Consider the following 22,234-nt stretch of genomic DNA (forward strand, 5'->3'; position numbering starts at 1 on the left):
CCTAGTCGGTTCCCTGTTGATCAGCGTCGAGCACCGTACCCGGCGAAAGTCGCTTGTACACCGTATGGGAGTTGCTTTACGGTGTACAACGCTTTCCTCGTACGCCGTATAGGAACCCCAGGAGCGCAAGGAGCCCGCATGACGGCGACCGCCGCCGAGCAGAACCACCTCTCGCCGCCGAGCCACCCGCAACGCTGGCTGATCCTCGGCGTCATCTGCCTCGCCCAGCTCACCGTGCTGCTCGACAACACCGTCCTCAACGTCGCGATCCCCTCCCTCACCCGGGAGCTGGACGCGTCCACCGCCGATGTGCAGTGGATGATCAACGCCTATTCGCTGGTCCAGTCGGGCCTGCTGCTCACGGCAGGCAGTTCCGCCGACCGATACGGCCGCAAGAAGATGCTGGTCGCCGGGCTCGCCCTGTTCGGTATCGGCTCGCTGGTGGCCGGACTGGCCCAGACGTCCGTGCAGTTGATCGCCGCCCGCGCCGGCATGGGCATCGGCGGTGCGCTGCTGATGACCACGACCCTTGCCGTCGTCGTTCAGATCTTCGACGACACCGAACGGGTCAAGGCGATCGGCGTCTGGTCGACCGTCAGCTCGCTCGGCTTCGCCGTGGGACCCCTGGTCGGCGGAGTGATGCTCGACCACTTCTGGTGGGGCGCGATCTTCCTGATCAACATCCCGGTCGCGGTCGTCGGTCTGGCCGCCGTGATCCGTCTCGTCCCGGAGTCCAGGAACCCGCGCGGCGAGCGCCCCGACCTGCTCGGCGCGCTGCTGTCCACCATCGGCATGGCCTCCGTCGTGTACGCGATCATCTCCGGCCCGGAGCACGGCTGGACCTCGGGTCTGGTGCTGCTGACCGCGTTCACCGGGGTCTGTGTCCTCACCGGATTCGTGCTGTGGGAGCTGCACATTCCGTACCCGATGCTGGACATGCACTTCTTCCGGAACCAGAAGTTCATCGGGGCGGTCGCGGGCGCGATCCTGGTCGCCTTCGGGATGGGCGGCTCGCTCTTCCTGCTCACCCAGCAGCTCCAGTTCGTCCTCGGATACGAGCCGCTGGAGGCGGGTCTGCGCACGGCACCGCTGGCGCTGAGCGTCGTCGCGCTCAACCTCACGGGCCTGGGCGCCAGGCTGGTGCCCAAGCTGGGCACGCCCGTCACGATCGCCGCCGGGATGAGCCTGCTGGCCGCAGGTCTTGCCGCGATCGCCCTGCTGGGCGGCAACGGCTACGGCGGCATGCTGCTCGGCCTGGTCGTCATGGGTGCGGGCATCGCACTCGCCATGCCGGCCATGGCCAACGCGATCATGAGCGCCATTCCGCCGGAGAAGGCGGGGGTGGGCGCGGGGGTCAACGGCACGCTCGCCGAGTTCGGCAACGGACTGGGGGTCGCGGTCCTCGGCGCGGTGCTGAACTCGCGGTTCGCGGCGCTCGTGCCGGCGGCCGTCGGGGCCGCCTCGCTTCCCGCGGCGCTCGCCGCGGCGACCGGCGACGGCGAGCGGCAGCGGATCACCGACGCCTTCGCCTCGGGACTGGAGACCAGCCAGTTGGTCGGGGCGGTGGCGGTGCTGGCGGGCGGGCTGCTGGCTGCCGTGCTCCTGCGCCGGGCGGAGCGGGCAGAATCTCCTCAGGCAGACTCGGCCGCGGCAGCGGCATAGCATCAGGCGGGGCGTACCGGACTGTGTGAATCCGGTTCGTGCGCACGGGGTACGGATCCGGTTCAGTCATCCCGTCCGTCCCGCCGGCAAGACGAGGAGAGTGCGCCATGGTGTCCGCGGCCGACCGAGTGAAGAACCCTGCCAGGACCAGTGTGTGGCTGGATCAGCGGGCACCGTCGCGCACCCGTAAATCGGACCAGCCGGCCGGCCTCGACCGCGACAGGATCACCGCGGCGTCGGTCCGGCTGCTGGACGCCGAGGGTCTCGCCAAGTTCTCCATGCGCCGGCTCGCCGCCGAACTGGACGTCACCGCGATGTCCCTCTACTGGTACGTCGACACCAAGGACGACCTGCTGGAGCTGGCCCTCGACTCGGTCTACAGCGAGATCGCGCCTCCCCGGGAGGAGGCGCACTGGCACGACCGGCTCCGCGAACTGGCCACCACCTACCGGGAGCTCCTCGTCCGGCACGTCTGGGTGTCGCCGCTCGCCGGACATTTCCTCAATATCGGCCCGCACTCGATGCTGTTCTCGTACGCCGTCCAGGACGTGATCCGGGCGACCGGGCTGCCGCTGCACCAGCAGACGGGCGCTCTCTCCGCGGTCTTCCAGTTCGTGTACGGATTCGGCACCATCGAGGGCCATGTCGTGCAGCGTTCCGCGGCGGCGGGGCTCAGCCAGGACGAGTACTTCCAGCAGGCGATGCGCACGATCCGGTCCCAGCCGCAGCTCAGCCGGATCGTCGAGTCGTCGCAGGACCTGATGGACGCCCGGGGCGGCGACACGGTCGAGGAGATGCGCGAGCGGGACTTCACGTTCGCACTGGACCTGCTGATCGCGGGGATCGAGGCGATGCGGGACCGCTAGTGCTGCGACCGGAAAGGTTTGCCGGGAAGCTCGCGGCGTCCGGTGCGGTGCATCGCAAGGCGGAGGATCGCCCTCGTACCGGATGTACTCGGGTGATGCGACAACGCGGCGAGGTGCCGTGCCGGGCGTCGCGAGCCGGTGAACCTTTCCGGTCGCAGCACTAGTGCCCCTCCACATCGCTGTCACGCCGGGCCTGCGGGGTCCGTCGCGCACATCTGCCGCGTCGTCGTCGGTCCCTGACCCGGAGGAACGACCCCGGGGAACGTCCGGGGGCGTCCTCCAGGGTGTGTCCCGCACCCTTCAGTACCCGCGCCGCACGTCCACGGCCGTCCCCGGCACCCGCCCCGCCGCCAACGCCTGCCAGCACGCGGCGAAGTCCGTGACGACGTCCTCGTCCGCCGTGATGCCCGCGGAGTGCGAGGTGATCACCACGAGGCAGCTGCCAGCAGCGATCGCCGGGCACGGCGGGTTCCTCGGGCAGCACGTCGAGCACCGCCCCGCCCACCGCACCGGAGCGCAGCCCGGCCTCCAGCGCACGCATGTCCACGGTCGCGCCCCTGCCGACATTGATGAACGTGGCACCGCCCATGCCCGCGAACCGGTCCGCCCCGAAGAAACCGGCCGTCGCGGGGGTCAGCGGCAGCGTGGAGACCACCCAGCGCGCGGACGCGAGCGATTCGGCGTCGTCGTCCGCCCCGACGACCCGGTCGAAGCCCGCCGGCGTCGCACCTGCCCCGCGCCCCACGCCCACGGTCCGGATGCCGCACCCGCGCAGCAGGCCGGCGACGGCCGAGCCGATGCGACCGGTCCCGTAGATCAGGGCGGTCTGCCCGGAGGCGAGTTCGGAGGGGATGCGGCGCCACTCGGCCCGTGCGTGCTGGGCGGCGAACTCGGGGACGGACTGACAGCCGGCGAGCATCCAGGCCAGTACGTACTGGGCGATCCGCTCACCCATGCGGCCCACCGTCCGGGTGAGCAGCGCTCCGGACGGCCATGGTCCGGCGCTCAGCAGGGTGTCCGTGCCGGCGTTCACGCTGTGGAACCACACCAGGGGCCCGTCCCGCAGCGCATCCGGCAGCGCGGCCCCGACACAGATGAAGGGTTCCTCCGGCGGTGTGCCGGAGAAACCCTGTTCCACCGGGCGGCCGGTGACCCGCTCCAGGCCGCGGACGACGGAGGCGCCGACGGTCGGTGCGGCGAGCAGCCGGGCCCGCGCGAGCAGGCTCGGCGCCGGAAGGACGTTCTCACTCATCCTGAACAGCCGTCAGCTGCCGGGCGCCAGGTGGGCGGGGAAACCGCCCGTGGCAATGGGCCCCCACCGCTGCGGGGTGATCCGGATGATCGACTTGCCCTGCTTCACCATTGCCGCCCGGTACTCGTCCCAGTCCGGGTGCTCTCCCGAGATGTTCCGGAAGTACTCGACGAGCGGCTCGACCGAGTCGGGCGCGTCGATCACCTCGGCCGCCCCGTCGATCTGCACCCACGGCCCGTTCCAGTCGTCCGACAGGACGATCACGCTCACGCGCTCGTCCCGCTTCGCGTTCCGGGTCTTCGCCCGTTCGGGGTAGGTCGAGACGACGATCCGGCCGGCGTCGTCGACGCCGCACGTCAGCGGGGATCCCTGGGGGCGGCCGTCGGCCCGGGTGGTCAGCAGGATCGCCCGGTGCCGGGGCCGTACGAACGCCAGCAACTCATCGAGTTCCACGGCGGTGTTGGTCGCGATGTTGGGAGCCATGTCCGCAGACTACGACGGCAGGGTCTCGCCCTGCACGGCCTGGATGTCCAGTTCCACCCGCAGTGTCGTGCCGATCGCCGAGATGCCCGCCTGCACCACCTGGTTGTAGTTCATGGCGAAATCGTCGCGGCGCAGCTCTGCCGTTGCGCTGAACGCCGCGCGCACGCCGCCCCACGGGTCGGGGCCGGTGCCGAGGTAGCTCAGGTTCAGGTCGACCGGGCGCTCGACGCCGCGCATCGTCAGCAGGCCGTGCACGGTCCAGCGGTCGGGGCCGGCCGGGGTGAGCCCGTTCGAGCGGTACGTGATCTCCGGGAACCGGTCCGCGTCGAGGAAGTCCGGCGAGCGCAGGTGCTTGTCCCGCATGCCGTTGCCCGTGTCGATGCTGGCCGCGCTGATCACGGCGTCGACTCGGGAGCGGTGGACCTCCTCGGCGATCTCGATCCGGCCGCCGAACTCGGTGAACCGGCCGTGCACGCTGGAGATCCCCAGGTGCTGCGCGACCGCGCCCACCGAGGAGTGCGCCGGGTCCAGCGACCAGGCGCCCGGCGGCGGCAGCTCCACGCCGCCCTGGCGGGCCAGCACCACCGTGCCGGCCTCGACCCGCCCGCTCGCCGTGACGAGGGCGGTCGACGCGGCGGGGGCGTACCCGACCGCGGTCACGATCACCGTGTACGCGCCGGCCGGGAGCAGGGCGTCGGTCCGTACCGCCCCGTCCTCGTCGGCGGCGGCTCGCAGCACCTGGGTGCCGGTCATGTCGGTCACCGTCACGACCGCGTGCTGGACGGCCCAGCCGTCCCGCGTCCGTACCTGTGCGCGAAGTCCCATCCCGTTTCTCTCCTTGCTTTATGACTCAATGAGTCGGGCCCCGGGGCGGGGACGGCAGGCCGTCCCCTGCCTGCCGTACCCACCACCGGGGCCCATTTCCACCGGGGGCAGCCTCTCCGCTCGAAGCGCTGTCCACCAGGGGTCTGTGTTACTCGATCACTCGCCGGGGTGGGCGAGCTCGATGTCGTGGCCGTCGACCCCGCGACCGGCCACGGTCAGCGCGCCGGCCACCGGCGGGTAGCCGGTCGCGATGACCGAGTACTCGCCCGCGTCCAGGTCGGCGAAGGCGTACGCCCCGTCCTCCCCGGTCGTCGAGGTGGCGACGACATTGCCCGCCGCGTCGACGAGCGTGACGCGGGCGTCCGGGAGCGGCCGCCGGGCCGAACCGGCCCGCACGACACCCTGGACCAGCGCACCGGACTGCAGTACGGCGTCGACCCGGGTGACACCCTGGCCGCCGATCTCCACCGGCAGCGCCAGCGGACGGAAGCCGGCGGCGTTCACCGCGACGGTCACCGCACCGGGCACCAGCTCGGCGAAGGTGAACTCGCCGGCCCCGGTGGACTTGCCGGTGGCCAGCACATCACCGCGCACATCGGTCACGATGACCATGGCGCCGTCGACCGGATCACCGCTCTCGGCGGCCCGCACGGTCCCGGCCAGGCCACTCGTACCGGCGAGCAGGATGTCGTACGACAGCTGCTGGTCACCGACGACCACGGTGGACGCCTGCGGCTGGAAGCCGTCGGCGGATGCGATCAGGACGTAGCTGCCGGCGCCCGGCGCGTCCAGACGGTAGCTGCCGTCGGCCTGGGCGACGGAGCGCCCCAGCTGCCGGCCGCCCAGCGAGATCAGCGTGACCGCTGCCCGGGCGACGGGTGCGCCCTCGGCGCCCCGCACCACACCGCTCACCGGGGTGCCCTGCACGGTTGCCACCGGAGCTTCGAGCGTGTCGACCGAGGTGACCCCGGCCGTGCTCTCGGAGACCGGTGCGGCAGTACCGGACGGGACCTCGGCGAGCACCGCGGCGGGAACCTCGGCGGGAGCATCGGCCGCCACCGGGGCGTCGTTCGCCGCGTTCGTCTTCAGCGCGACCTCCTTGATGAAGATCGTGATGAGGAAGGCGATCAGCGCGGCCGGAGCGGCGTACAGGAACACGTCGCCGACACCGTGCCCGTAGGCGCTCTCCACGACCGTACGGAACGGTGCGGGCAGCTTGTCCAGGTCGGGGATGCCCCCGCCGCCGGTGCCGCCGTGGCCCAGGGCCGCGCCCTTCGGACCGAGGTCCGCGAGGCCTTCCTTGACGTAGTGGGTGACGCGGTTCGCCATGACGGCGCCCAGCGCCGAGACGCCGATCGCACCACCGAGGGAACGGAAGAAGGTGACGACGGAGCTGGCCGAGCCGAGGTCGGACGGAGCGACCTGGTTCTGCGTGGCGAGCACCAGGTTCTGCATCATCATGCCGATGCCGAGACCCATCACGGCCATGAAGGCGGCGATGTGCCAGTACTCCGTGTCGTACCGGAGGGTGCCCAGCAGCCCGAGCCCGGCGGTGACCAGGAAGCCACCGCTGACCAGCCAGGCCTTCCAGCGGCCGGTCTTCGTGATGATCTGGCCGGAGACCGTCGAGGAGATGAACAGACCCGCGATCATCGGGATCGTCATGACGCCGGACATCGTCGGCGACTTGCCCCGCGCCAGCTGGAAGTACTGACTGAAGAAGACCGTGCCCGCGAACATCGCGATACCGACGAACAGCGAGGCCAGCGAGGCCAGCGTGATGGTGCGGTTGCGGAAGAGGCGCAGCGGGATGATCGGCTCGCTGGCCCGGGACTCGGTGTAGACGAAGAGCAGGGCGAGGATCAGGGAACCCGCGAGCATCACGCCGGTCTGCCAGGACAGCCAGTCGTACTTGTCGCCTGCGAAGGTCACCCAGAGCAGCAGCAGCGAGACGGCGGCGCTGATGAAGAACGCGCCGGTCCAGTCGACCTTGACCTCACGCTTGACGACCGGGAGCTTCAGGGTCTTCTGGAGCACGATCAGCGCGATGACGGCGAACGGCACACCGACGTAGAAGCACCAGCGCCAGCCCATCCAGCTGGTGTCGGTGATGACTCCGCCGAGCAGCGGACCACCGACGGTGGCGACGGCGAACACCGCACCGATGTATCCGCTGTAGCGACCGCGCTCGCGCGGGGCGATCATCGCGGCCATCACGATCTGGGCGAGGGCGGAGAGACCGCCGACGCCGATGCCCTGGACGACACGGCAGGCGATGAGCATGCCGCTGCTGGTCGACAGACCCGCGACGACCGAGCCCAGGACGTAGATGACGAGCGCTATCTGGACCAGCAGCTTCTTGCTGAACAGGTCGGAGAGCTTGCCCCACAGAGGAGTGGTGGCGGTCATCGCGAGCAGCGAGGCCGTGACGACCCAGGTGTACGCGGACTGGCCGCCACCGAGGTCCGAGATGATCTCGGGGAGAGCGTTGGAGACGACGGTCGACGACAGGATCGCGACAAACATGCCGAGCATCAGCCCGGCCAGTGCTTCCATGATCTGCCGGTGTGTCATCGGCGCGCCCTCGGAGGAAGAGCTTCCTCCGTGCTTGGCGTGGCCGCCCCGCACACCGGTTGGTGTGGTCGTAGCCATTGAGTTCCTTTGCTTTGCTTCTGTTACACGGGTGTACGGGTGTACGAGTCGTCGTCGCTGTCGGCGGGCCGCGTGCGGCACTCGTGGCTGTGCCTTCCGGGGGCGCACCCACCGGAACTGCGACAGACGAAACTGTCACGCAGCCGGGCCAACAACGTGTTGAGCTGTCCGACCTCGTCGTCGGACCATTCCTGAAGGTTGTGGGCGAACATTTCGGTGGTCCGCCGGTTCAGGTCACCGAGTACCGCGTTGCCCGCGGGGGTCAGCCGCAGGATGCGGGAGCGCTTGTCCGCCGGGTCCGGAGACCGTTCTATCCAGCCGCGCTCGGCCACGTGGGCGACATGTCGGCTGGTGACCGACATGTCGACGGCCATGAGCTCGGCCAGTCTGCTGATCCGCATTTCGCCGTGCTGGCTGAGCAGGGCCAGTACCGCGGCGGATCCGCCAGGACATTCAGCAGGGAGGATGCGCGCGAGTCCGCGTTTGACGGCCCCGATGGCGCTGAGCTGCCGGGCCAGTTCTTCGTACTGACTCCGTGCGGCCACGGGACCCCCAGACGGTTGTCACTGCATCTTGTTGCTTAGGGCAACCATAGATTCATTGGTTGCTGCAGGCAAACGAAAATCGGCTTGCAGGAGTAAAGGAACGCAAAAGGATGCGTCGGGTTCGGGTCAAAGACCCAGGCTGCGTCGGGCGGATTTCGTGGACGTGTGTCTCGTGCCACATCGGAGGTGTGGACGGTGGCCCCGAAACCGCAGTAGGCCCCGAGCGTTACTCGGGGCCCGGCCGTCGCCCCGTAGGGGCATAAGGTGCCGTCGGGCCGCTAGGGTCCTGACCCATGGCACACAACCGTTCCTTGGCGCCCGGCGCGAGGTGCTGTGCGTCTGACGGGCCATCCCGAACGGTCTTGGATGACCTGGTTCTCCGCTTTCGCGCCCCGGTGGCGGCACGCGTCACGCGCGTGATCCAGTCCGCGGCGGGCAGAGTCCCTGGTGCGAGAGGGGTCGAGCGTTGGCCGCAGGACCCTCTCCCACGTGACGACGCTACAGTTCCACAGGCTTCATATCGCAGTATCCGACGAGCACTTCACCCGATCGAGTGGGAATGCATTCATGCGTAATCAGCCGCCGGTAAATGGCAACCCCCAGGGCCCCGAGGGCAATTACGACCCCGCGGGCAGCACCCAGATGTTCCGCGCCTTCGTCGACGAGGGCGAGCCGCAGCGCCGGCAGCAGCCGGCCGCGTCGTCCGGACCGAAGACCGGAGTGATCGTCGCCGTCGTCGCGGTGATCGTCATCCTCGTCGCGGTCGCCTGGCTCGCGCTCGGCTGACCCGACCCCGTCCTTCCCATCCGTCACTTCCAGACGGCGGTGACGTCCCGGGTCTCGACATGCATGCCCAGGGGCACCCGCCAGGCGTCCACGCAGACGGTGTACGTCTTTTCCTGCGCCGCTCCCGCGTCGATCGGCGCGGGCAGCGGCGCGGTCGTTTCCACGGTCGCCCAGTCGATCCCGAGCCCGCCGATGATGTGCGTGGCGAAGGTGACCGTTCCCGACCGGGCCGGTGAGCCGCCGGTGTTGCGGAACTCGACAGTCACCTTCTCGCACCAGCGGTGATCGGCCGCCGCCCGCTCGGGTGTGCCCAGGGTCAGGACGGCAGGTGCCGCGGGTGCGGTGGACCCCGGTGCGGACGGGGTGGTGGGAGTCGCGGAGCCGCCCCCCGCGCCGCCCGAGGCCGTGCCACCGGTACCGCTGCCACCTGTACCGCCGGCGGAGCCGGTACCACCCCCGGAGCCCGCAGCGCCCCCGGTGCTGCGGGCGGTGGTGCCGCCGGATCCGCCGGAGGACTGCGCACCGCCGCTCGTGCGGTCGGCCGCGCCACCGCCCGCACCACTTCCGGTTCCCCCCGTGCCGCCGGTGTCACCGCTCGCCGCGGAGGAGCCCGGCTTCGGCTCCTTGCCCCCGTCGCCCTCCCCGTCCAGCGGAATCAGCGTCACCCTGCCCGAAGGTGCGACCGCGCCCTTGGGCGCCTTCTCCGGTCCGCTGCCCGCCGCGCCGACTGCCGCATAACCGTCTCTGTCGCCCGCCCCGGCGCCGCAGGCGGCGAGTGCTCCGCCCAGGCACAGCACGGCCGCCGAGGCGACGATCACGGTGCCCCGGCGGCCGGTCGAGCCGAATGTCTGACGTCGCATCGCGCCAGTTTGGCTGACGGTCCGTCAATTCGGAACCCTCGCGCGACCGCGCGTGGGTCAGTCGGCGATGAGCCCCTCCCTGAGCTGGGCGAGCGTCCGGGTCAGCAGGCGTGAGACGTGCATCTGTGAGATGCCGACCTCCTCGCCGATCTGCGACTGGGTCATGTTGGCGAAGAACCGCAGCATGATGATCTGCCGCTCCCGGGGCGGGAGTTTGGCCAGCAGTGGCTTCAGCGATTCGCGGTACTCGACGCCTTCCAGCGCGGAGTCCTCGTAGCCGAGCCGGTCCGCGAGCGAGCCCTCGCCGCCGTCGTCCTCCGGGGAGGGTGAGTCCAGTGAGGAGGCGGTGTATGCGTTGCCGACGGCCAGGCCGTCGACCACGTCCTCCTCGGAGACCCCGAGCGCCGCAGCGAGCTCCGGCACGGTCGGCGAACGGTCGAGCTTCTGAGCCAGCTCGTCGCTGGTCTTCGTCAGCGCGAGCCGCAGCTCCTGGAGCCGGCGCGGCACCCGCACCGACCAGGAGGTGTCGCGGAAGAAGCGCTTGATCTCACCGACGACGGTGGGCATCGCGAACGTCGGGAACTCCACGCCGCGTTCGCAGTCGAACCGGTCGATCGCCTTGATCAGGCCGATCGTGCCGACCTGGACGATGTCCTCCATCGGTTCGTTACGGCTCCGGAACCGCGCCGCGGCGTATCGCACCAGCGGGAGGTTGAGCTCGATGAGTGTGTCCCGCACGTAGGCACGCTCCGGGCTGTCCGGTCCGTCGGGCCCCGGTTCGGGACCGAGGGCGGCGAGCCGCAGGAACAGGGAGCGGGACAGAGTGCGGGTGTCGATGGCTTCCGACGAGCTGGTGAGCACAACGGGTGCGGGTGCGCTCTTCGTGAGCGTGAGCACCTTCGAGCTGCCCTGTTCTGCGGACATGCCACCCCCTTGAGGTCGCGGACGGTCGCGGTAGCCACGACCATCGGAGGAACGCAGCCTCCACCTGAATACCGGAGGCGGGGCTGCGGCAAACGCGGTTCACGCAGAATGTCACATGTCGGCAACACGCTGTAGTGACATGTCGACAAGTCCAGGTGGCGTATGCGCAGTTAACGGGGGGTGTGCGGCATTCGGGCCGCCTGAGACAGACGTTGATCGGTTCACCCGATCCGGTTACGCCTCGATCCTGTTTGCGGATCGAAGTCGCGCGAAGCTTCTGGCCAGCAGTCTTGACACATGCATCTGGGAAACGCCCAATTCGGCGCTGATCTGTGATTGCGTCAGGTTGCTGTAATAGCGCAGCAGCAGGATCCGCTGCTCGCGCTCGGGCAGCTGGACGAGCAGATGACGGACCAGGTCACGGTGCTCGACCCCGGCGAGAGCGGGGTCCTCGTAGCCGAGCCGGTCGAGCAGTCCCGGCAGCCCGTCGCCCTCCTGGGCGGCTTCCAGCGAGGTCGCGTGGTAGGAGCGTCCCGCCTCGATGCAGGCCAGTACCTCCTCCTCGGAGATCTTCAGCCGCTCGGCGATCTCCGCGGTGGTGGGCGAGCGGCCGTGCGCGGTCGTCAGGTCCTCGGTGGCGCCGGTGACCTGCACCCAGAGCTCGTGCAGCCGCCGCGGCACGTGGACGGTCCGCACGTTGTCCCGGAAGTACCGCTTGATCTCGCCGACGACGGTGGGCATCGCGAAGGTCGGGAACTGGACGCCGCGTTCGGGGTCGAACCGGTCGATGGCGTTGATCAGCCCGATGGTGCCGACCTGGACGACGTCCTCCATGGGTTCGTTACGGCTCCGGAAGCGTGCCGCGGCGTACCGCACGAGGGGGAGGTTCGCCTCGATCAGCGCGGCCCGCACCCTGCCGTGCTCCGCACTCCCCGGTTCCAGCTCCTTGAGCTGGCCAAAGAGGACCTGGGTGAGCGCCCTGGTGTCCGCGGCCCGGGTCCTGGCGGGCGTCGTGCCGTCGGGCGTCTCGGTCCGGACGCTCTCGACCGCCGGGGCGGCCCGGGTCGCCGAGGCGGACCGGGTGGGCTGATCGGACTGAGTGGACTCATCGGACTGGGCTGTTTGGGTGGTTTGGGCATCGTCGTTCTGGACGATCTGGGGAGGCACTTGAGGCGCTGTACTGGCCGGCACGGTGAGGCCACCCCTTTGCGGTCAACTTCGGTCAACTCATCTGTCAAAAGCGGTCATAGCATCACAAGACAGGTCCACTGTGTGCAAGCACCGTACAATGTCGTGTTGAGGCCAAGCCGGTTTAAACACATGGAAAAGCCCCTCACCGAAATGGTGAGGGGCTCGTGGGTTCCGCGACCGCGGAGGTCAGAACGGGTAGTCGGCAATCACCCAGGTGGCGAAAGCCCGCCACTGTTCGGCGGCTGCCTGATGGGCCGGGTGTGCGACGTAGCGCCCCAGGGCGTCCTCGTCGGCGACCGCGGAGTTGATGGCGAAGTCGTAGGCGATCGGCCGGTCGGTGATGTTCCAGGCGCACTCCCAGAACTCCAGCTCCGGGATCTTCCCTCCGAGCTCCTGGAACGCCTTCGCCCCGGCGACGACGCGCGGATCGTCACGCTTCACGCCGTCGTTCAGCTTGAACAGGACCAGATGGCGGATCATGGGGTACTCCTACTTCACGAGCTCGGACATGAAATCGCCGACGCCCTGTGCGGCACTCGAAACGCCTTCGAACCCTACCTGGACAAGGTCCGCGGCCCGGGCGGGGGACGTGATGATCGTGTACAGCACGAAGACGGCAACCATGTAGAGCGCGATCTTCTTCGCTTGCACCATCAGCCCCTGCCTCCCCTTCGATCACCTGTGCAGTCGGGCGATTCTATCCGCACGAATGGCCGTATCCGATGGGGGTTTCCGATGGGTTTTGCGATCACACACCCGGCCCGATGCCTCGGTAGGTGTGTGGCCCGGCCGAAGGATGATCCTGCCCGCGGACGCGACCACCCGCGGACGCGGTCCCCCCGCGCGTCGGTGTCCTGACGCGCGGCCGCTGCCTGTGAGCGCCGAACCGATGGACAGGATGTGGTCGTCCCCGAGGGGCGGTCACCCCTCCCGGAAGCCTGCCGGGCGTAGCCGGAGTCAGCCGTTCGCACCGCTTCCTGTTCGTACGGTTGCGGCCGCTCCGTTGTCCGCAATGGAGCGCGACCACCCTCCGGCCCACGCTCTAGCGTCTCCCGAACCACCCGAGGCGAGGAGAGGCATGTGAACTGGCTCATCCATGACTACCGTGAGGACGACCTGGCGGCGGTCGTTCATCTCATCGACACGACCGCGGATCTCGGCCAGGAGTCCGTCTTCTCTCTGGCCGAGTGCATCAGCGCCCTGACGTCCCGCCAGCCCGCGGTGGTCGCCGTCCACCGCGGCGAGCCCATCGGCGCGGCCCTCGCCCAGGTGTCCGAGGGCCGGGCCTGGGTGATGCGGATCGCCATTTCACCGACCTGGCGCGGCCGGGGCCTGGCCAGCGCGCTGTTGATGGAGCTGGAACGCCGGCTGATCGCGGCCCGGGTGCGTCGCATCGCCTACGTCCTGCCGGAGGAGGAACTGCTCGGCGAGGGCCTGCAGAAAGCCGGTTACACGCGGAGGCCGGCCGTCGCCTACTTCGAGAAGACCGAATCGGCCATCGGCGCCGCGGCGAACCTCCTGGAGGAGCTGGGTGGCCGGGTGCTGTCCGGTGATCTGTGGGGCAAGGTCGCCGGTATGGAGGCGGAGAAGAACCTGATCGAGCGTCGCATCGTGCTGCCGCTGGCCGAACCCGAGCGTGCCGCCCGGCACGGGGTCATACCGCCGCGCGCCATCACGCTGTTCGGTCCGCCCGGGACGGGCAAGACCACCTTCGCCCGAGCCATCGCCTCGCGCCTCGGCTGGCCCTTCGTCGAACTGCTGCCGTCCCGGCTGGCGGACGAAGGGAATCTCGCAGCCGCTCTGCGCACGGCCTTCGCCCGGATCGGGGAACTGGAGCGGGTGCTGGTCTTCATCGACGAGGTCGAGGAGATCGCCCCCGAACGCGGCGCACGCCCGGAGCCCGGGATGCACGGCGTCACCAACGAACTTCTCAAGCTCATCCCCGGCTTCCGCGAGCGCGACGAGCGGCTGCTGGTCTGCGCCACCAACTCCATCCGCTCCCTCGACCCGGCCTTCCTGCGTCCCGGACGGTTCGACTACCTGATCCCCATCGGCACCCCGGACCCGGCCGCCCGCGCGGCGATCTGGTCGCGCCACTCCGCCCGGCGTGACGATGTCGACCTGGACGCGCTCGTCGCGGCCAGCGAGCTGTTCACCCCGGCCGACATCGAGCACGCGGCCCGGATCGCGGCCCAGGCTGCCTTCGAACGCGACGTCGCCGAGGCGGGCGCGCACACCGACGACTACCTCGCCGCGCTCCGCCAGTGCCGTCCGACAGTGACCCCCGCCGTCATCGCCGAGTTCACCGCCGACATCACCACGCACGCCCGAGTCTGAACCCGTAGCGCCCCGTCGAAGCGCTTCTGCCGGGAAGAGCGCCTTCCCGGCCCCGCTTCACCGTGCACCGTCGCGGCGTGGCGTGGATCTCCGACCCTGGCGTCCTCAGTACGCGTGCCGGTCCGGCTTGTTCGTCCACGAGTCGTAGGCTTGGGCGCCGATTTCGGGATGGATCTGCTCGATCCTGATCCTTCGCTGGTCGAGCGGCTTCTTGAAGTCCTCGTACTGGTAGACGTCGTCGAAGCCGATCCGGCGTGTGTCGTCCAGGCCGCAGCTGAAGTACACCGCATCGATCCGGGACCAGTAGATGGCGCTCATGCACATCGGGCAGGGAGCGCCGCTGATGTAGATCGAGCAGCCCTGAAGCATCCGGGCCCGCTCGGGCACGGGATCCGGTGACCCGTCAGCACGGGGCACGTATTCCAGAGTGCTCTCGTTCTGGTGCTCTTCGGAGATCGACGGAGCCTCGGGGTTGAGACACTGCACGGCCTTGCGGATCGATTCGACCTCGGCGTGGGCCGTGGGGTCGCCGGTGAGAAGCACTCGGTTCTGTCCGCGGGCGATGATGTCCCCATTGCGGGTGATCACCGCGCCGAAGGGGCCGCCCCAGCCCTTTTCCACCGACTCGGTGGCCAGTCGGACCGCCTCCGTGATGAGCTCCTTGTGTTCCATCACTACGTCTCCGATCGACATCGACAGCCCCCGACGAAACAAGCGTGCGGAAGGGCAATCGACTGTCCGATTTGCCCATAAAATGACGCATCCACTAAACTACTGTCCGTGAGCCTCCGCGCAAGCCGTGAGCCGCCGGCCGAGAACGCAACCGTTGTGACCTCGCAGAAGGTGCGCGCAGGTCGCGCCGAGGAGTACCAGCGCTGGCAGCACAGGATGAACGAAGCGGCCCGTGAATTCGACGGGTTCGAGGGTGCCGAGGTGTACCCGCCCGCAGCCGACGACGAGAATGAATGGGTGGCGGTATTCCGTTTCGCCGGCGTGGACTACTTGACCGCCTGGCTGGATTCGGGCAGACGGCGGGAATTGCTCGACGAAGGGCGGGAATTCTTCGAGGAATCCCCGACGCAGGAGGTTCTTCGTGGCGGCGCCCCTGCCGAACAGGCGCCGGAGATGGTCACGGCCGTCGTCTCCCACGAGGTGAAGCCAGGGCGGGAAGAGGGTTTTCTGCGCTGGCAGGAGAAGGCCTTCAAGGCACAGGCGAAGTCACCCGGATTCATGGGGTCCGAGCTGTTCAAGCCCGTGGAGGGCGTGCAGGAGCACTGGGTCGTCGTCTTCCGGTTCGACTCCCGCGAGCACCTCGACGACTGGCTCGCATCCGATGTCCGCCAGAAACTGCTGGAGGAGGGCCGCACCTATTTCACCTCCTACGACGTACGCAAGGTCGGCTCGGCGTTCAGCGGTTGGTTCCGCTTCGGCGAGGGCGAGCAGGACAACGCACCGCCCAACTGGAAGCAGGCCATGACCGTGATCCTGGCGCTCTATCCCACGGTGACGGTTCTGAACCTGACCGAGGGGCGCTGGCTGGACGGACTCGGTGTCCCCGGATACATCGGCCTCTTCATCGGGAACGTGCTGAGTGTCAGCGTATTGACCTGGCTGCTGATGCCACTGGTGAACAAAGCACTCGCCTTTTGGCTGGTGCCCGGCCGCGCGAGCAACTACCGCGTGCACCTGGCCGGTGCCGCGGTGGTGGTGCTCTGCTATGCGCTGTTCCTCGTCATCTTCGGCCTGACCACCCACTGACCGATCCCACCAGCCGGTTCCAGCCGGGTCATGCGAGGAGGTCGTGATGCCTGAACGGACGCCCGCAGGCCCCATCGAGGGGGCACTGATCCGGCGGGGCGACCCCGGCTACGACCGCGCCCGGACCGACGCGGTGTGGAACGGGCTTCTGCCGGAACGTTTTCCCGAGGTCATCCTGCAGGCCGCCGCCGAAGGGGACATCCCCCCGGCCCTGGCCTGGGCACGCGCCCAGGGGCTGCAGGTCTCCACGCGCTCCGGCGGGCACAACTGGTCCGGCTCCCAACTCCGCGAGGGGGGCATGCTGATCGACCTGTCGCGGCTACGGCACTGCAGCGTCGACCCGGCGTCGGCGACGGCCGAGGTGGGGCCCGCCGTCACCGGGCGGGACCTCGTCGAGGCCCTCGCCCCGCATGACCTGGCCTTTCCCGTGGGGCACTGCTCCTCCGTCGCGGTGGGCGGCTTCCTGCTGAGCGGCGGACTCGGCTGGAACTCCCGTGCGTGGGGACCGGCATGCGCCGATGTCCTGGAGATCCGGGCTGTCACCGCCGACGGCCGGACGGTCATCTGCAGCGAAACCGAGAACGCCGACCTCTTCTGGGCCGCCCGCGGTGCGGGGCCGGGTTTCTTCGCCGTCGTCACCGGCTTCCGGCTCGGTCTGCACCCTCATCCCGCGGCCATCACCACCACCAGCCTCACCTTCCCGTCGGCCGATCTCGAGCGCGTGACGGGATGGGCCGTCCGGACCGCGCGTGACCTGCCGTCGAACGTCGAGACGGCTTTCGTCCTGGCAGCCTCCGGCGAGGCGACGGCCACGGCGTCGCCGGGACCGCGGATCACCGTCGGCGCCACTGCCTTCGCCGCGACGCGGGACGAGGCGCTCGCTGCTCTCGAACCCCTGGACGCCTGCCCGTTCGCCGAGCGGGCCCTCTCCCGGCCACCCGAGCCGACGTCCTTCGCCGCGCTGCACGACGGCGCCGGTCAGCTGTGGCCGCGAGCGCATCGCTATGCGGCGGACACGCTGTGGTCGGCGGAGAGCTACGAGACTCTGATGGCCCGCATCGCCGGCGCCGTCGCCCGGGCCCCCTCCGGCAGATCCCTGGTGCTCGTGCCGGTGCAGCCCGTCTCCACCGAACCGGCGCTGCTGCGGAACATGGCCTTCTCGGCGCTCGGCGAGTCCTACCTCGTCTGTTACGCGATCTGGGACGATCCGGCCGCGGACGGAGCGAACAGCGGGTGGCTGCGCGAGACGATGGCCGCGGCGGACCCGTCGGGGCGCGGTGGCCACTACATCGCCGAAACAGACCTGGAAGCCGATGCCGCCCGGGCCCGGCGCTCGTACGCCCCCGCCGACTGGGACCGCCTGCAGGAACTCAAGCTCACGTGGGACCCGGACAACGTCTTCCACTCCTACCTCGCGCCCGTGACATGAGGTGCCTTGCGCGGGCGCCCTTGATTCCTGTCCGGCCGCCGGGGGCGCGGCCGGGGAAATGACCGGGACGGCGTGTCGGTGGGAGGGGTTCGATGTCCGGGAACACCGGCGATCCTCCATGAGAGCCTCGACAGAGCGACAGAGATCGTCACGGAAGGCGGCCCCGGGGCGCACGGATCGGCCGTGGGCCGGAGACCGCATCCGGTGTGTCGCTGCCCCGGAGCGCGCCTGGCCCCACTGGCCGACCGTCTCGTCGGGCAGGGTGTGTTGCACACAGGGGCACAGAAAAACCGCCCCCGACCTGCTTTCACAGGATCAGAGGCGGTCTTCTGAAGCGGTAGCGGAGGGATTTGAACCCTCGGTGAGTTTCCCCACACTCGCTTTCGAGGCGAGCTCCTTCGGCCGCTCGGACACGCTACCGAGAGAGAGCTTAGACCATCCAGGCCGTGGGTTGAAATCCGATTCTCCCGTGTGCGCGGAAGCCGGGGTGGAGGCCGGGCGCGCCGCCGGGTCAGCGGTCGCGGAAGAAGGCCGTCAACTGGGTGGAACAGGCGTCCTCCAGAACTCCGTGGATCACTTCGGGGCGGTGGTTGAGCCGCCGGTCCCGTACGAGGTCCCACAGCGAACCGGCCGCGCCCGCCTTCTCGTCCCGTGCCCCGTAGACGACCCGGGCCACCCGGGACTGCACGAGTGCGCCCGCGCACATGGTGCACGGCTCCAGGGTGACCACCAGCGTGCAGCCGGTCAGCCGCCATGCGCCGAGCGCCTCGGCTGCCCGGCGGACGGCAAGGATCTCGGCGTGCGCGGTCGGGTCGCCGGTCGCCTCGCGTTCGTTGTGTCCCGTGGCGAGCAGGGTGCCGTCCGGGCCGAGGACGACGGCGCCGACCGGCACATCACCGGCCTGCGCCGCGTGTGCGGCCTCGTCCAGGGCGCGGCGCATGGCCGCCCGCCATGGGTCCCGTACGGGATCGTTCGTCGGGTCGTGGGGTTCGTGCGGTCCGTGCGGGCCCGGTGGTGCGGTCACCCGCGGACCCTAACGGACGGTCTCCAGGACCTCGGCCGCGCCCAGCGCGTCCGCGATCTCCACCAGGGCCTCCGTGCGCAGCATCAGCAGCTCCTTCTCGGGGAGTCCGAGATCGGACAGGATCCCGGTGTCTCCGAGCGGACCCGTCGGTACGGCGTCGGCGTCGAGCCCGTCGTCGTCGTTGTCGTCGTGGTCGGTCTGATTGTCGGTGGCGTGGTCCGGCTCGCCGTCCTCCGTACCGTCGAGGCTGACGAGCTCTTCGAGGGCGGCAATCGAGTCCTCGGCCCCGGGTTCGCGGCCGAGCAGTTCATCGGTGAGCAGGATCTCCCCGTAGGAGGAGCGGGCGGCGGCGGACGCGTCCGAGATGTAGATACGGGGGTCCTCCTCACCGTCCACCCGGATGACGCCGAACCAGGCGTCCTCCTGCTCGATGAAGACGAGCACCGTGTCCTCGTCCACCGAGGCCTCACGGGCCAGATCCGTCAGATCGGACAGGGTTTCCACATCGTCGAGCTCCGTGTCGCTCGCTTCCCACCCGTCTTCGGTGCGCGCGAGCAGTGCGGCGAAGTACACCGTGACTCTCCCACTGGTCATAGGGGTGTCGGTCCGGCGGGAGGGCATCCGGTGATCCGGATGTCCTGCTTCCCGCCCATCGGAATCGTGGCAGAAACCGAGCGTTTGCGAGAGTAGTTCGACCGTTGCGTCGTGGATCAGTTGTCACGGACACCGCTCCGAAGGGGTCGTCCCGCTGCTCGGAGCGCTACCAGCGGAAGGTTCGCATCCGCATGGCTTGGCGCATTCGGGCGGCCCGGGCGCGGCGCGGCTGGACCCGGTCGCGCAGCGCCTTCGCCTCATGAAGCTCGCGGAGGAAGTGGGCGCGCCGTCTGCGGCGCTCCGCTTCGGTCTCGGTCCCCGGCGCGTCCTGCGCGTCCTGCGGGGCCGACTGGTCCCGCTTCTGCTGCTCCCCGTCCGCCATCCGCACATCACCCCAAGGCTGGCTCCGTATGCCCCCACCTTCCCTCCGAACGTGCGATTGATGCCAGCGCACAGGTGCGGGAGAGCCCGGTTACTGTTGAACCCATGCGGATCCACGTCGTCGACCACCCGCTGGTCGCGCACAAACTCACCACTCTGCGCGACAAGCGCACCGACTCCCCGACCTTCCGGCGGCTCGCCGACGAGCTGGTCACCCTGCTCGCGTACGAGGCCACCCGGGACGTGCGCACCGAGCAGGTCGACATCGAGACTCCGGTCACACCGACGACCGGGGTCAAGCTGTCGCACCCGCGGCCCCTGGTCGTGCCGATCCTGCGAGCCGGTCTCGGCATGCTCGACGGCATGGTGCGGCTGCTGCCGACCGCCGAGGTGGGCTTCCTGGGCATGATCCGCGACGAGGAGACGCTTCAGGCGTCCACGTACGCGACGCGCATGCCGGAGGACCTCTCGGGCCGACAGGTCTACGTCCTGGACCCGATGCTGGCCACCGGCGGCACGCTGGTCGCGGCGATTCAGGAGCTGATCAAGCGCGGTGCGGACGATGTCACCGCCGTCGTGCTGCTCGCGGCGCCCGAGGGCGTCGAGGTGATGGAGCGCGAGCTGGCGGGCACGCCGGTGACCGTGGTGACCGCCTCGGTCGACGAGCGGCTGAACGAGAACGGCTACATCGTGCCGGGGCTCGGCGACGCGGGCGACCGGATGTACGGAACCGTCGACTGAGTCCCGGTTCCGACCAGGGCTTTCGGCCTCTGCGCCCCGAGGTCCTGTCGTCGAACCGGCATCTGCTGCGCGGCGTGACGACAGGGCAGCCCTCAGCGGCAGGAGGAGGGCGCCGGGGCCGGCTTGTTGAGGGCGGCGAGGGCCGCGGCGGCGGCCTTCGGTGTGTTCAGCTTCGTGAACGCCGTGCCGAGGATCAGATCGACGTCCGCCGTCCTGCGCGCGTCGGTCTTCGGCGTGGCGCCCGTCAGCTGCGTACCGAGGACCGGGAACGCGCCGTTCATGGCCGTCGGCGCGCCCAGCAGTACCCCGGGCCCCGGGACCTTCTTGTCGTACGCGGCTGAGGCATTGCCCACCTCGCCGATGCGGAAGCCGCGCTTCTTCAGCTCGTCGGCGGCGGCCTTCGCCAGTCCGCCGCGCGGCGTCGCGTTGTAGACGTTGACGGTGATCTTCGCCGGTGCCGGCAGTGCCTTGGCGGGTGTGGACGGCTTGGGCGTGGGGCAGTCGGCCCTGCGGTCCGCGGCGCTGGCCTGCTTGTCGCCGCCCGTGAAGACGTCGATGAGCTGCATCGTGCCCCAACCGGCCAGCCCTAGGGCCACCACGGAGGCAATGGACACGAGGACCAGTGTGCGGCGGTGCCGGGGGCGGCGCATGCGCGGGTACTTGTCGCCCGTGATGCGGTACTTTCCGCCCATGCCGGGGGGAGTGAGCATGCTCATGGGGCGCAGCGTAGTGCGACCCGGTGAAGATGCGTACTAAATGATCAGCGGATGGCGCCCGTCCGGGTGTGAATGCACCCGAAAGCACCCGGCGCGGCGACGTGCACGGACCGTCGGCTCACCGAGCCGCTGGACTGTCAGCCGAGTTCGAGGACGCGGGCGTGCAGCACCTGGCGCTGCTGGAGCGCCGCGCGGACCGCGCGGTGCAGCCCGTCCTCCAGATAGAGGTCGCCCTGCCACTTCACGACGTGGGCGAACAGGTCGCCGTAGAACGTCGAGTCCTCGGCGAGGAGGGTTTCGAGGTCCAGCTGACCCTTGGTCGTCACCAGCTGGTCGAGGCGGACCGGGCGCGGCGCGACATCCGCCCACTGCCGGGTGCTTTCCCGGCCGTGGTCGGGATATGGCCGCCCATTTCCGATGCGCTTGAAGATCACACGGAAAGCCTACCGGTCAAGAGCCTCCGGGCGCAGCCATGGGGCGGTACTGCGATGCTGACCAAAACGGCATGAATGCAGGCATTTCGGAATAGGGGCCGTGATGAGTGACAGCGGCAGCACGGGCGGGGGTACCGAAGCGGGCACGGGAGCCGGCGCCGTCGAGGGTGCCGGCGTAGTGCCGCAACAGGCCCGGGAGATCGCCGACGGGTACGTCGTCGGCGGGGCCGCGCTCGATCTGGGTGCGCTGCTCTGGGCCGGTGCATGTCTGCCCGGCGCGCAGATCCGGATCCCGCTGGGGATGCTCAACCGGCACGGACTCGTCGCGGGTGGTCACCGAACGCGCCGGGCAGGTCGGGCAGCAGTGGGAAGCCAGGGAATTCCCGTGCGAGTTCTACGCGCTCGGCGGCATCGGCCCCGGCATCCCGCTGCGGGCGACGGTGAAGGGGTCCTCGTTGTGCGGGCGTTACGCACGCGGTGGACCGGGAGTCGGCGTACGAGAAGCTCACCGCCGAGCGCGAGGCCGAGCAGCGGGCCGCCGCGGAGGCGGCAACGGTGGATACGGCGGTGAAGGCCGGGAAGCAGCCGAAGGCGGCGAAGGACGACGAGTCGCTGGTGGAGCAGGTGGTGGGTAGCGGGGTGTTCCGGTCGTCGGCACGGTCGGTGGGGACGCAGCTCGGGCGGGAGATCTCGCGATCACTGTTCGGTACGGCACGCCGCGGGCGGTAAGGGGGAGGGAGCGGGCACCGCAGTCGGGTGCCCGCCCCGGCAGGG

The 22,234-nt window shown here is 69.7% G+C and carries 23 protein-coding genes, 1 tRNA gene and 1 pseudogene; 8 read left to right on the plus strand and 17 right to left on the minus strand.

The genetic code is table 11. The features are described from left to right. Positions 1-138 precede the first annotated feature (138 nt). Positions 139-1,662, plus strand: a complete 1,524-nt coding sequence (locus ACFU8W_RS06545) for an MFS transporter (RefSeq protein WP_384032774.1) — start codon at positions 139-141, stop codon at positions 1,660-1,662. 107 nt (positions 1,663-1,769) lie between these two features. Next, positions 1,770-2,528 carry a TetR/AcrR family transcriptional regulator gene (locus tag ACFU8W_RS06550; protein WP_345512600.1) on the plus strand — a complete coding sequence of 253 codons (759 nt, stop codon included), beginning with the start codon at positions 1,770-1,772 and terminating at the stop codon, positions 2,526-2,528. 300 nt (positions 2,529-2,828) lie between these two features. On the opposite strand, the pseudogene ACFU8W_RS06555 reads toward ACFU8W_RS06550, so the two are convergent. From ACFU8W_RS06555 to ACFU8W_RS06575, 5 genes and pseudogenes are all read right to left on the minus strand, one after another. After that, positions 2,829-3,780: pseudogene (locus tag ACFU8W_RS06555) on the minus strand (NAD(P)-dependent oxidoreductase). Between the two features lie 12 nt (positions 3,781-3,792). Continuing rightward, positions 3,793-4,263 (minus strand): PPOX class F420-dependent oxidoreductase, encoded by a 471-nt coding sequence (locus ACFU8W_RS06560; RefSeq protein ID WP_345512597.1) that lies wholly within the window; start codon positions 4,261-4,263, stop codon positions 3,793-3,795. A gap of 9 nt (positions 4,264-4,272) precedes the next feature. Beyond that, on the minus strand, positions 4,273-5,088 hold the full coding sequence (locus tag ACFU8W_RS06565; RefSeq protein ID WP_327245306.1) for a YceI family protein: 816 nt from the start codon (positions 5,086-5,088) through the stop codon (positions 4,273-4,275). A gap of 156 nt (positions 5,089-5,244) precedes the next feature. After that, entirely contained in the window at positions 5,245-7,740 is a 2,496-nt protein-coding gene (locus ACFU8W_RS06570) for an MFS transporter (RefSeq protein ID WP_384032776.1), read from the minus strand. 23 nt (positions 7,741-7,763) lie between these two features. Continuing rightward, positions 7,764-8,285 (minus strand): MarR family winged helix-turn-helix transcriptional regulator, encoded by a 522-nt coding sequence (locus tag ACFU8W_RS06575; protein WP_384032778.1) that lies wholly within the window; start codon positions 8,283-8,285, stop codon positions 7,764-7,766. Positions 8,286-8,852: 567 nt separating this feature from the next. On the opposite strand from ACFU8W_RS06575, the gene ACFU8W_RS06580 reads away from it, so the two are divergent. Next, positions 8,853-9,071: a hypothetical protein gene (locus tag ACFU8W_RS06580; RefSeq protein ID WP_345512593.1), complete on the plus strand. Its 219-nt coding sequence runs from the start codon at positions 8,853-8,855 to the stop codon at positions 9,069-9,071. Between the two features lie 23 nt (positions 9,072-9,094). On the opposite strand, the gene ACFU8W_RS06585 is transcribed toward ACFU8W_RS06580, so the two are convergent. From ACFU8W_RS06585 to ACFU8W_RS06605, 5 genes are all read right to left on the minus strand, one after another. Further along, positions 9,095-9,931: a hypothetical protein gene (locus ACFU8W_RS06585; protein WP_384032780.1), complete on the minus strand. Its 837-nt coding sequence runs from the start codon at positions 9,929-9,931 to the stop codon at positions 9,095-9,097. 57 nt (positions 9,932-9,988) lie between these two features. After that, a complete protein-coding gene (locus ACFU8W_RS06590; RefSeq protein ID WP_384032782.1) occupies positions 9,989-10,855 on the minus strand; it encodes an RNA polymerase sigma factor SigF in 867 nt (288 codons plus the stop codon). A gap of 234 nt (positions 10,856-11,089) precedes the next feature. After that, positions 11,090-12,022, minus strand: a complete 933-nt coding sequence (locus tag ACFU8W_RS06595; protein WP_384032784.1) for an RNA polymerase sigma factor SigF — start codon at positions 12,020-12,022, stop codon at positions 11,090-11,092. A gap of 210 nt (positions 12,023-12,232) precedes the next feature. Further along, positions 12,233-12,526 carry a Dabb family protein gene (locus tag ACFU8W_RS06600; RefSeq protein WP_345512589.1) on the minus strand — a complete coding sequence of 98 codons (294 nt, stop codon included), beginning with the start codon at positions 12,524-12,526 and terminating at the stop codon, positions 12,233-12,235. Between the two features lie 9 nt (positions 12,527-12,535). Continuing rightward, the gene (locus ACFU8W_RS06605) at positions 12,536-12,700 is read right to left on the minus strand and encodes a hypothetical protein (protein WP_345512588.1); all 165 of its coding nucleotides are present in this window, start codon (positions 12,698-12,700) and stop codon (positions 12,536-12,538) included. Positions 12,701-13,126: 426 nt separating this feature from the next. On the opposite strand from ACFU8W_RS06605, the gene ACFU8W_RS06610 reads away from it, so the two are divergent. Next, on the plus strand, positions 13,127-14,383 hold the full coding sequence (locus ACFU8W_RS06610; protein ID WP_345512587.1) for a bifunctional GNAT family N-acetyltransferase/ATP-binding protein: 1,257 nt from the start codon (positions 13,127-13,129) through the stop codon (positions 14,381-14,383). A gap of 105 nt (positions 14,384-14,488) precedes the next feature. On the opposite strand, the gene ACFU8W_RS06615 is transcribed toward ACFU8W_RS06610, so the two are convergent. Beyond that, complete coding sequence (locus ACFU8W_RS06615) at positions 14,489-15,055, minus strand: nucleoside deaminase (protein WP_384032786.1); 567 nt, start codon at positions 15,053-15,055, stop codon at positions 14,489-14,491. A gap of 108 nt (positions 15,056-15,163) precedes the next feature. On the opposite strand from ACFU8W_RS06615, the gene ACFU8W_RS06620 reads away from it, so the two are divergent. Together ACFU8W_RS06620 and ACFU8W_RS06625 are read left to right on the plus strand one after the other, a co-directional pair. Next, complete coding sequence (locus ACFU8W_RS06620; RefSeq protein WP_384032787.1) at positions 15,164-16,141, plus strand: antibiotic biosynthesis monooxygenase; 978 nt, start codon at positions 15,164-15,166, stop codon at positions 16,139-16,141. A gap of 46 nt (positions 16,142-16,187) precedes the next feature. Continuing rightward, positions 16,188-17,570 (plus strand): FAD-binding oxidoreductase, encoded by a 1,383-nt coding sequence (locus ACFU8W_RS06625; RefSeq protein ID WP_384032789.1) that lies wholly within the window; start codon positions 16,188-16,190, stop codon positions 17,568-17,570. A gap of 335 nt (positions 17,571-17,905) precedes the next feature. Here ACFU8W_RS06625 and ACFU8W_RS06630 read toward each other — a convergent pair. From ACFU8W_RS06630 to ACFU8W_RS06645, 4 genes are all read right to left on the minus strand, one after another. After that, positions 17,906-17,990 (minus strand) — tRNA-Ser (locus ACFU8W_RS06630). A 91-nt stretch (positions 17,991-18,081) separates the two neighbouring features. After that, entirely contained in the window at positions 18,082-18,510 is a 429-nt protein-coding gene (tadA, locus tag ACFU8W_RS06635) for a tRNA adenosine(34) deaminase TadA (RefSeq protein ID WP_384033028.1), read from the minus strand. A gap of 93 nt (positions 18,511-18,603) precedes the next feature. Then, positions 18,604-19,167 carry a hypothetical protein gene (locus ACFU8W_RS06640; RefSeq protein ID WP_327249475.1) on the minus strand — a complete coding sequence of 188 codons (564 nt, stop codon included), beginning with the start codon at positions 19,165-19,167 and terminating at the stop codon, positions 18,604-18,606. 187 nt (positions 19,168-19,354) lie between these two features. After that, positions 19,355-19,570, minus strand: coding sequence for a hypothetical protein (locus tag ACFU8W_RS06645; RefSeq protein WP_384032791.1), 216 nt, complete (start codon positions 19,568-19,570; stop codon positions 19,355-19,357). A gap of 104 nt (positions 19,571-19,674) precedes the next feature. Here ACFU8W_RS06645 and upp point away from each other — a divergent pair, with 104 nt between their 5' ends. Next, the gene (gene upp / locus ACFU8W_RS06650; RefSeq protein WP_037695091.1) at positions 19,675-20,310 is read left to right on the plus strand and encodes a uracil phosphoribosyltransferase; all 636 of its coding nucleotides are present in this window, start codon (positions 19,675-19,677) and stop codon (positions 20,308-20,310) included. A 92-nt stretch (positions 20,311-20,402) separates the two neighbouring features. On the opposite strand, the gene ACFU8W_RS06655 is transcribed toward upp, so the two are convergent. Together ACFU8W_RS06655 and ACFU8W_RS06660 are read right to left on the minus strand one after the other, a co-directional pair. Continuing rightward, positions 20,403-21,002, minus strand: coding sequence for a LytR C-terminal domain-containing protein (locus ACFU8W_RS06655; protein WP_384033031.1), 600 nt, complete (start codon positions 21,000-21,002; stop codon positions 20,403-20,405). Between the two features lie 161 nt (positions 21,003-21,163). Beyond that, positions 21,164-21,460, minus strand: coding sequence for a type II toxin-antitoxin system VapB family antitoxin (locus ACFU8W_RS06660; RefSeq protein WP_003955420.1), 297 nt, complete (start codon positions 21,458-21,460; stop codon positions 21,164-21,166). Between the two features lie 477 nt (positions 21,461-21,937). On the opposite strand from ACFU8W_RS06660, the gene ACFU8W_RS06665 reads away from it, so the two are divergent. Next, on the plus strand, positions 21,938-22,189 hold the full coding sequence (locus tag ACFU8W_RS06665; protein ID WP_384032793.1) for a helicase HerA-like domain-containing protein: 252 nt from the start codon (positions 21,938-21,940) through the stop codon (positions 22,187-22,189). Positions 22,190-22,234: the final 45 nt, after the last annotated feature.

Origin of the sequence: Streptomyces sp. NPDC057565 (assembly GCF_042801455.1) — a bacterium.
Lineage (GTDB): Bacteria > Actinomycetota > Actinomycetes > Streptomycetales > Streptomycetaceae > Streptomyces > Streptomyces yanii.

Excerpts from the sequence above, each read along its gene's own strand:
- ACFU8W_RS06560 (WP_345512597.1), bottom strand. The coding sequence starts at position 4,263 with ATGGCTCCCAACATCGCGACCAACACCGCCGTGGAACTCGATGAGTTG.
- ACFU8W_RS06585 (WP_384032780.1), bottom strand. The coding sequence starts at position 9,931 with ATGCGACGTCAGACATTCGGCTCGACCGGCCGCCGGGGCACCGTGATC.
- upp (WP_037695091.1), top strand. The coding sequence starts at position 19,675 with ATGCGGATCCACGTCGTCGACCACCCGCTGGTCGCGCACAAACTCACC.
- ACFU8W_RS06580 (WP_345512593.1), top strand. The coding sequence starts at position 8,853 with ATGCGTAATCAGCCGCCGGTAAATGGCAACCCCCAGGGCCCCGAGGGC.
- tadA (WP_384033028.1), bottom strand. The coding sequence starts at position 18,510 with ATGCGCCGCGCCCTGGACGAGGCCGCACACGCGGCGCAGGCCGGTGAT.
- ACFU8W_RS06615 (WP_384032786.1), bottom strand. The coding sequence starts at position 15,055 with ATGGAACACAAGGAGCTCATCACGGAGGCGGTCCGACTGGCCACCGAG.
- ACFU8W_RS06645 (WP_384032791.1), bottom strand. The coding sequence starts at position 19,570 with ATGGCGGACGGGGAGCAGCAGAAGCGGGACCAGTCGGCCCCGCAGGAC.
- ACFU8W_RS06570 (WP_384032776.1), bottom strand. The coding sequence starts at position 7,740 with ATGGCTACGACCACACCAACCGGTGTGCGGGGCGGCCACGCCAAGCAC.
- ACFU8W_RS06600 (WP_345512589.1), bottom strand. The coding sequence starts at position 12,526 with ATGATCCGCCATCTGGTCCTGTTCAAGCTGAACGACGGCGTGAAGCGT.
- ACFU8W_RS06625 (WP_384032789.1), top strand. The coding sequence starts at position 16,188 with ATGCCTGAACGGACGCCCGCAGGCCCCATCGAGGGGGCACTGATCCGG.
- ACFU8W_RS06590 (WP_384032782.1), bottom strand. The coding sequence starts at position 10,855 with ATGTCCGCAGAACAGGGCAGCTCGAAGGTGCTCACGCTCACGAAGAGC.
- ACFU8W_RS06655 (WP_384033031.1), bottom strand. The coding sequence starts at position 21,002 with ATGGGCGGAAAGTACCGCATCACGGGCGACAAGTACCCGCGCATGCGC.
- ACFU8W_RS06605 (WP_345512588.1), bottom strand. The coding sequence starts at position 12,700 with ATGGTGCAAGCGAAGAAGATCGCGCTCTACATGGTTGCCGTCTTCGTG.
- ACFU8W_RS06545 (WP_384032774.1), top strand. The coding sequence starts at position 139 with ATGACGGCGACCGCCGCCGAGCAGAACCACCTCTCGCCGCCGAGCCAC.
- ACFU8W_RS06565 (WP_327245306.1), bottom strand. The coding sequence starts at position 5,088 with ATGGGACTTCGCGCACAGGTACGGACGCGGGACGGCTGGGCCGTCCAG.
- ACFU8W_RS06550 (WP_345512600.1), top strand. The coding sequence starts at position 1,770 with ATGGTGTCCGCGGCCGACCGAGTGAAGAACCCTGCCAGGACCAGTGTG.